Here is a 7,455-nt window from a genome sequence, read left to right as displayed (position 1 = left end):
CCCGGTCCGGGACGGCCCGGCCCCGTAGGCGGCCAGCAGATTCCCGGGCGATAACGTTTCCTTTGCCGGTCCGCACGCTATGGTGCGCACGTTCAGTAACAACGCCCAGTCGAAGACTTCCCGGACCGTATCCAGGTCATGATGGACGATGATTATGGTTCTGCCCTCATCGCGTAACTCCCCTAGTAGCCCGAGCAGGTCCGCCTCGGTGCGGGCATCGATACCGGCGAAGGGTTCATCCATCACCAGCAGCTTCGTGTTTTGGGCCAGAGCGCGGGCCAGGAAAATTCGTTGACGTTGTCCACCGGAGAGCTGACCGATCTGACGGTGGGAGTACTCGGACATTCCCACCCGCTCCAGACACGCATCCACCATGGCCTTGTCTGAACGGGAGATCCGTCTGAACCATCCTGCGGAGCGGTAGCGGCCCATTTCCACCACCTCACGCACTGTGATCGGAAAATCCCAGTCCACTGCCTCGCGCTGGGGCACATAGGCGACTTCGTCCAGGGCCTTCCGGGCAGGAAGCCCACCAATGCTGGCCTGCCCAGCGTCGACAGGAAGCAGGCCCAACGCAGCGCGCAGCAGCGTCGATTTCCCCGCACCATTGGGCCCGGTGATCGCGGAGAGGGCACCGGCGGGGAACCAGGCGTCGACATCCCACAGCACCGGCCGGTTCGTGTAGCTGACGGTCAGCCGGGCAATATCCAGGGCGCTTTCCCGCCGCTGCTGCGTCTCGAGCAGTGTCATCGGAGCCCCTCGGTGATCACGGTGGCGTTGTGCATCAACGCCCCCTCGTAGTCGCCCTTGCCATCCGCGGGTTGTCCCAGTGAGTCCCCGAACAGTTCTCCCCCGACTTCCGTGGGCTGGCCTGCTTCCTCCGCGGCAGCGAGCACCGCATCGATGGTCTGCCGGGGCACGCTGGATTCTATAAACACGGTTTTCAGTTCCGCTTCCGCGATGGTCTCTGTGACCCGGCGGATATCGGCAGTGGTGGCTTCCCCGGCCGTAGATTTGCCCTGGATCGCGGCCACATCGAGGCCATAGGAGCGGGCGAAGTAGGAGAACGCATCATGGGAGGTGACCAGCACACGGGATCGCTCCGGGACCTGCCCGATCATCGCGCTGATATCCACGTCCAGCCCCTCTAGCCCGGCCGTGAAGTCTTCCAAACGCTCCTGGTAGCTGTCCGCATTGTCGGGGTCGACTTCCTGGTACGCCTCGGCGACGGCCTCGGCGGCATAGGCCCACGCCTCGGTGTCGAACCAGATATGCGGATCGTATTCGCCACCCGGGACATCCTTGACCGCAATCAGCAGGGCCTCCGGCACGGCATCCCCTACCGCTACCACGGGCACCTTTGTGCCCACCTCCTCGAATACCTCCTCCATATTTGCCTCAAGGTTCAATCCGTTCCACACGGCCATATCAGCACCCAAGAGGGCATCAATGTCGCCAGCGCTGGCCTGGTATAAATGCGGGTCCACGCCGGGGCCCATCAGCCCGGTAACCTCGGCGCGGTCCCCGCCGATCTGACGAGCCAGATCGGTGTGCCAGTTCGTGGTAGCCACAACCTGTACTTTCCAGCCGTCGTCCACTCCCCCGGTCTCGGCATTCCCTCCGGCACCCCCGCCGCAGCCAGCAAGAACCAGGGTGAGAACCGGAAGCAGGGCAACCAAACGCCGTCGTCGCGGAGACCCAAGAATCCGCCCCTCAGGGGAAGAAGCGGTACGTGCTGCCTCGGATGGTTGATGCATCTTATTCTCCGGTCATGAGCTCGGTGGATACGGTCGTTTTGTGGCCTGCTCCAGGTATCACGGAGCCATGGATCAGACGGGTCAAAGTTGAGCCAAGCGCATATATTCGCCCGCCCAGTTCGACCCACAAAGGTCCGTCGAACGGCGCCCGTTCCCGGACCGCAAGTTCAACCCCGGGCAAAATACCGAGCTCCGCCAAATAGCGCAGCGCTGCGCTATCTCGATCCGAAACCCGCTCCACCAGGAACACGCACCCCGGCGTAGAACGGTCCAATGGCATGCCCCAAGCCTCATCATGCGGCCCATGTTTGGGCGGGATGGGATCACCATGAGGATCGCGGGTCGGGAACCCCAGCGCTTCGTCGATACGGTCCTCCAACCGGGAGCTCAACGCGTGCTCCAGACGCTCAGCTTCGATATGGACTTCGTCCCACCCCATCTTCAGGAACCGGTGCAGAAAAGTCTCCAACAGCCGGTGCCGGCGCACCACCGCTAACGCATGCCCCCGCCCATGACCCGTCAGGACCACACGCCCACGGCCCGCATAGGAAACCAGCCCGTTCTCCTCAAGCCGCTTCACCATCGCCGACACCGAAGGCGGAGCCACTCCCAAACGCTCAGCAATCAGCGTCGTAGCCGCAGACTCCCCCGCTGAAGACATATGAAAAACAGCCTTCAAATAATTCTCCACCGTCTCGCTATGCTCAATCACACAACACGAGAGGTGACCCTTTATGTTTTTTTCGATGACCATACAGAAAATATTAGACTAATCTAATTCTTACTCCAACCATCATGCGGCTTATCCGACAAGCATTCACGTCCCTAATCGGGGACGATCGTGCCGGGGCCCTTCTCGGAGCGGCCAGCGCACCTGATCCGTCGGCAGTTCATGGCGCCGACACCAGATTATTTGTGGGTTGCAGACATCGCCTACATTCGGACGTCTCCGGTGGGTGTATGCGACGCTCGTCCTGGACGTGTTCTCCCGCTTGGTGGGTCGGGTGGCAGCTGTCGACCACACTGCACACGGACCTGGTCTTGGATGCTTTGGAGATGGGCTTATGGACCCGGCAGCACGCCGGAAAAGATCTGTCCCCAAAGTCCGAACAACCTCGAAGGAAACGACACTTTGAACGGGCCGCGTCAGCGTAAGCGAGTCGGTTCGATAGGTTCTGGCGTGGCCCTGCCCGGCCCGAGACTTTTGCCTCGCGGCAGGCCCGCAGAAACCCCAGCAGCACCTCCGTGCCGACTTCCGAGAGCGGCCGTCCAGTGGCCAGAAGCCACCGACAGAACGCCAAAAGGTCATACCCGTAGGACCGCACCGTCTTCGGGGAGTAGTTCCGATCTCTCAGATAGGCAAGGTATTCATCCACGAGTCTGAACTGCGGCGCCGCCTGCCCGGCCAACGCCCAACCGCCGTCGTGTTCCTCAAGCCGCAGATCGCCATCGCTGCTCAGGAAAAACATATGTACCAGAAGTGATCCAGATCACCCGCGAGGACAAATGGCATGGCGTGTCGCTGACCTGCAGAAACGACGTCATTAGCCGATTAAGAGGGACACCCCGGTACGCCCCATCGAGGACCGCATCCCCAACCCGGTGACCAAGGCCCGGAAACCTGCTGAGGTATAGACGCTTCCGCGGATGCTCTCCTGAGAGTCAAGCTGCAACCTTGCGTGGCTTGGTGTTCGGGCGGATGTGTTCGGTCCCGGGGTTGAGGAGGAAGTAGACTTCGCGGGCGAGGTAGCGTTTCAGGCAGCGGATGATCTTCATCTTTTAGTGTCCTTCCGCGGTCTTCTTCGCGACGTAGGCCTTCGTTCTCTCGTCGATCCTGAGTCGGCTGATCACGGCGAGATGGAGGGCTCGGTTGGCTTGGCGGTCACCGCCCCGGTTGAGTCGGTGCCGCTGGGTCATGCCCGATGATGTGGGCAGCGGTGAGACGCCGCAGAGCATTGCGAAAGAGGCTTCTGAGCGGAGCCGGTCGGGATTGTCACCGGCGGTGACCAGCAGTTGCCCGGCGACTTCTATGCCGATGCCGGTGCGTTCGAGCAGGCGCGGCGCGAGGGCTTCGACGATGGGGTTGATGAGGAGCTCGAGGTCGGCGATCTCATCGGTGAGTTCGAGATAGCGGCGGCCGAATGACTTCAGCGGGATCCGGTAGGCGACCACGGGATCAGTCGCGTTCGAGACATCGGGGCGCCAAGCCGCGAGATGGCGGATCAGTTGCATTCGGGTGAGGTTGCGGACCTGATCGCGAACCTCGTCGGGCGCGGCGACGATCGACATGCGCAGCAGCTGCAGCGCCTTGCGGCGCTCCCGGACCGCCTGGGCGCGTGCGAGACGCAGGATTCTGAGGGCTTCGATTGCGCCGTCCTTAGATTTAGGGATCGTGGTGCGTCGTTCGTGGAGCGCGGCTTGGGCGGCGCTGATCGCGTCGAGATCGTCGTCTTTGCCCTTCCGTCGCCGGTCCGAACGGTCTGGCCGGTCCACCTCAAGCACCGTCACATCGTTCTTCGCGAGATGCCGCGTGAGTCCGGCGTCGTATGAGCCGGTGCCCTGATGCCGATCCGGATTAGGTCTCCGTGGCTGCGCACCCAAGTCAGCAGCGCCCGGTAACCAGCGCGAGTCGTTTAGAAGCTGTGAGTGCCGATGACGGTGCCTGCAGCGTCGATGACGGCCGCGACGTGGATCTCTTTGTGCGTGTCGACACCAGCGAACACTGAGGGTGATTGATGCGTCCCGATGGTATTGGCGATGACGGTCATGTTGCGCTCCGATCTGTTCGTACGGGCGTGGTACGGCACCTCGCACCACCAGGCCGGCGGACAAGACAGTGATGAGCACCTGTTGGCGCAGGCTCTCCTTAGGTCACTCCGGCGGTGAGGCGTGACACCTCACGGGGTGCTCCCGGGGGACCGACAGATCCGAGGAAAGACAACACAACGTCGATCGGGGTGAGAGTCAGGAACCCCTGAGAACATCCGGCACCGACATTCTCGCGCGTCGGTCGCTGTGAGGGTGAAGACCCGCGAAAACACCAGCACAAACAGTCTCACTATCTGAGTGGAAAATTGCACCCACCTCGACCCGGGTGGCCCGGGTGGCGTTGGTTAGGGCGTCCGCGACCAGGTCGGTGCGCATGTGATCGGCGATGGACCAGCCGACGACTTTCTTCGAATAGCAGTCGATCACGGTGGCCAAATAGATGAATCCCTGCCAGGTGTGAATGTAGGTGATGTCCCCGACAAACTTCACTCCGGGACGGTCCGCGGTGAAGTCCCGTTTCACCAGGTCCGGGACCGCGGCAACGCCTTCGGGGTCGGCCTTGGTGGTGACCCGGAACGGGCGCGGCTGGCACGGCACTAACTCCTCGGCACGCATGATCGAGCGCACCAGCTCCGGGGAACACAGTGTCCCCTCCGCTACGAGGTCCGCGTGGATCCGCCGGTACCCGTACGTCCCGTCGGCTTCGTCGAAGAAGTACCGGATACGCACTGCTAGTACCTGCCGACGGGCCGCGGTGGCCGAGCGGGGCCGGGAGAGCCAGTCATAAAACCCGGACGTTGATACTGCCAGCCACAGGCACATCTTCCACACCGAATCGGTGTTCTCCGGGGTGTTCTTTTGGGAATCGATGAACTCGTACTTCGCCACTATCGTGGATCCCTTGCAAAGTACGAGGCCGCTTTTTTCAAGAACGCAGTCTCGGCCCTGAGTTCCTGGTTTTCCCGCTCAAGTTCCTTCAACCGGGCACGTTCTGAAACGCTCAGATCGGTTTCGGTCCCACCATGGGATTCACGGTATTTCATCACCCACCGGCGCAGCGTTTCCGGCCCGACTCCGTAGGCCTTGGCGACATCCACCACGGGCTTGGATGTATCGATAACTTCCCGGGCCAGCTCGTCCTTGAACTTCTGGCTAAACCGGCGACGCGATGCAGACATACTGCAGATCTCACTTTCAGTAGAAACCTCAGTTTAAGAGGTCCCACTGTCCGAAATCCCTAGGCCGCTCAGTGTGCAACTACCGCAAATTGTTGCCGCAGCGGGGAACACCACAACAGGACAAGCATTCGGATATCCTGCGAGTCTGCCCGGCACAACGGTCGTACAAGCATGGGACTTCAACCGCTCGCTAACAAGCTACAACGTCTCAGTACCCTCCACCCATCAGCCAATTCACGCTACCGGCGGCGACTCCTTAAACACTTTCGGCAATATCACCGACCAAACGGGCAAAATAGAGCCTCTATACGGAACGTCCTTCGCCGCAGCTGTCGCTACCGCCCTTCTAATCCCTTGAACCGTGGCCAAACGGAGGTGCTCGGAGGCCGTCCCAATCAATAGCCCCGTGCCAGTACCTCAGTTGGGGGGATGTGTTCGATCCCGGCGGTGCCAGCCGACTCACCCAAAGCGTTGCAACGTGGCTGTACGAGAACACCGACGTCGATGGCGTCAGCGTCCCGGGAATCATGCCGCCTGTTTGTTGGCGCCGGCGTCGGGTGACGGGCCGGCTTGTAGATCATAATATGTTTGCTCGTATTCCTCTGGCGTTTGGTGGTCCAGGGCGGAATGCAGGCGTTCGTTGTTGTACCAGTGGACCCATTCGAAGACGATTGTTTGCACGTCGGTTTCGGTTTTCAGGGCTCCGGTGCGGAACGGTGAACCCTTCGCGACGGCCTCGTTTTTGAAGAGCCCCATGACCGTTTCAGCGGCGGCATTGTCATACGCGTCGCCGACGCTGCCGATCGAGGGCTGCAAGCCCTCTAGGGCCAGGGTATCGGTGTAACGGATGGAGGTGTATTGGCTTCCCGCGTCCGAATGATGAATCAGCCCCGCTGCGGCTGGCCGGCCGGTGTGTTGACGGCGCCACAACGCCATCCGCAGGCAGTGTTCCACGAACGTAGTGTCCTTCACTGTGGAAGTTTCCCACCCGACGATCGCCCGGGAATACAGGTCGATGACCAGGGCCACGTAGACGAACCCGGTGTAGACCGGCACGTAGGTGAAATCAGTGACCCAGACCTGGTTCGGGGCCAGGGCTGTGAAGTCCCGATTCAGTAGGTCTCCGGCGCGGCGGCCGTCCTTCCCGGGGACCGTGGTGCGCATCTTGCGGCCTCTGATCAGACCGTTCATGCCCTCTTCGCGCATCAGCCGGTCCACAGTGTTTGGAGGCTTCCGGGAAACCGTTGCGGCGCAGCCACTGAGTCATCTTCCGGCGCCCGTAAAGGATCTCGGGGCGTCGACGGCCTTTCGCATCAGCGACGTTCAAAGCTCGTAGGGCATCGGTGAGGCGGGCGTCTTCAAGGGTGCGCAACGCTGGCAGGCGTGTCTTCCACGCTCGGTAGGTTCGTGCGGCAACCTGCATGCCCTGGTCTCGCAGGACGGCGCAGATCGACTCGACCGCGTAACCAAGAGCGCGCATGTCGTCGATAAATCGGCAGGTCAGCGGCGGCGAGGGTCGAGTTCCCTTGCGAAGAAAATCGAGGCCTGTTTCAGGATCTCGTTGGACTCCTTCAGATCCCGCACCTCGGCCCGGAGCCGCTTGATTTCCTCCAACTCCTCGCTGCTTGGCCCGGTCTTTTCACCGGCATCGATCTGGGCCTGGACCACCCAACGGCGCAGCGATTCAGCACCGACTCCCAGCTTCGGCGCCAACGCCTTACAGGCCGTATAAACAGAGGGATATTCGGACA

Annotated in this window: 7 protein-coding genes and 2 pseudogenes; 1 reads left to right on the top strand and 8 read right to left on the bottom strand. The window is 61.6% G+C overall.

All coding sequences use genetic code 11. The annotated features are described in order from the left end of the window. The 6 genes and pseudogenes from K728_RS19685 to K728_RS0115515 all read right to left on the bottom strand — a co-directional run. Positions 1–750 (bottom strand): metal ABC transporter ATP-binding protein (locus K728_RS19685; RefSeq protein WP_193353944.1); only part of this gene is annotated, 750 nt, incomplete at its 3' end. Continuing rightward, positions 747–1,757: a metal ABC transporter solute-binding protein, Zn/Mn family gene (locus K728_RS0115535; protein WP_084442917.1), complete on the bottom strand. Its 1,011-nt coding sequence runs from the start codon at positions 1,755–1,757 to the stop codon at positions 747–749. The genes K728_RS19685 and K728_RS0115535, both read right to left, overlap by 4 nt. A gap of 1 nt (position 1,758) precedes the next feature. Next, positions 1,759–2,511 carry a metal-dependent transcriptional regulator gene (locus tag K728_RS0115530; RefSeq protein WP_024477246.1) on the bottom strand — a complete coding sequence of 251 codons (753 nt, stop codon included), beginning with the start codon at positions 2,509–2,511 and terminating at the stop codon, positions 1,759–1,761. A 136-nt stretch (positions 2,512–2,647) separates the two neighbouring features. Then, entirely contained in the window at positions 2,648–3,226 is a 579-nt protein-coding gene (locus K728_RS20745) for a site-specific integrase (RefSeq protein ID WP_084442916.1), read from the bottom strand. 193 nt (positions 3,227–3,419) lie between these two features. Next, a pseudogene (locus tag K728_RS19680) lies at positions 3,420–4,525 on the bottom strand (IS110 family transposase). Between the two features lie 280 nt (positions 4,526–4,805). Further along, positions 4,806–5,704: pseudogene (locus tag K728_RS0115515) on the bottom strand (IS3 family transposase); the annotation flags it as partial. A gap of 73 nt (positions 5,705–5,777) precedes the next feature. On the opposite strand from K728_RS0115515, the gene K728_RS23370 reads away from it, so the two are divergent. Beyond that, complete coding sequence (locus K728_RS23370) at positions 5,778–6,062, top strand: S8 family serine peptidase (protein WP_162148064.1); 285 nt, start codon at positions 5,778–5,780, stop codon at positions 6,060–6,062. A 167-nt stretch (positions 6,063–6,229) separates the two neighbouring features. On the opposite strand, the gene K728_RS19675 is transcribed toward K728_RS23370, so the two are convergent. Together K728_RS19675 and K728_RS0115500 are read right to left on the bottom strand one after the other, a co-directional pair. After that, positions 6,230–6,922: an IS3 family transposase gene (locus K728_RS19675; protein WP_084442915.1), complete on the bottom strand. Its 693-nt coding sequence runs from the start codon at positions 6,920–6,922 to the stop codon at positions 6,230–6,232. A 282-nt stretch (positions 6,923–7,204) separates the two neighbouring features. Further along, positions 7,205–7,455 (bottom strand): IS3 family transposase (locus tag K728_RS0115500; protein ID WP_024477243.1); only part of this gene is annotated, 251 nt, incomplete at its 5' end.

The sequence above is a fragment of the Arthrobacter sp. CAL618 genome, assembly GCF_000468215.1.
GTDB lineage: Bacteria > Actinomycetota > Actinomycetes > Actinomycetales > Micrococcaceae > Arthrobacter_D.
Note: the sequence above shows the minus strand (reverse complement) of the source record. Positions and strands in the feature narration are given on the sequence as shown.

What these genes read in the sequence shown, in the direction of transcription:
- K728_RS0115535 (WP_084442917.1), bottom strand. Translation starts at nt 1,757, where the DNA reads ATGCATCAACCATCCGAGGCAGCACGTACCGCTTCTTCCCCTGAGGGG.
- K728_RS0115530 (WP_024477246.1), bottom strand. Translation starts at nt 2,511, where the DNA reads ATGGTCATCGAAAAAAACATAAAGGGTCACCTCTCGTGTTGTGTGATT.
- K728_RS20745 (WP_084442916.1), bottom strand. Translation starts at nt 3,226, where the DNA reads ATGTTTTTCCTGAGCAGCGATGGCGATCTGCGGCTTGAGGAACACGAC.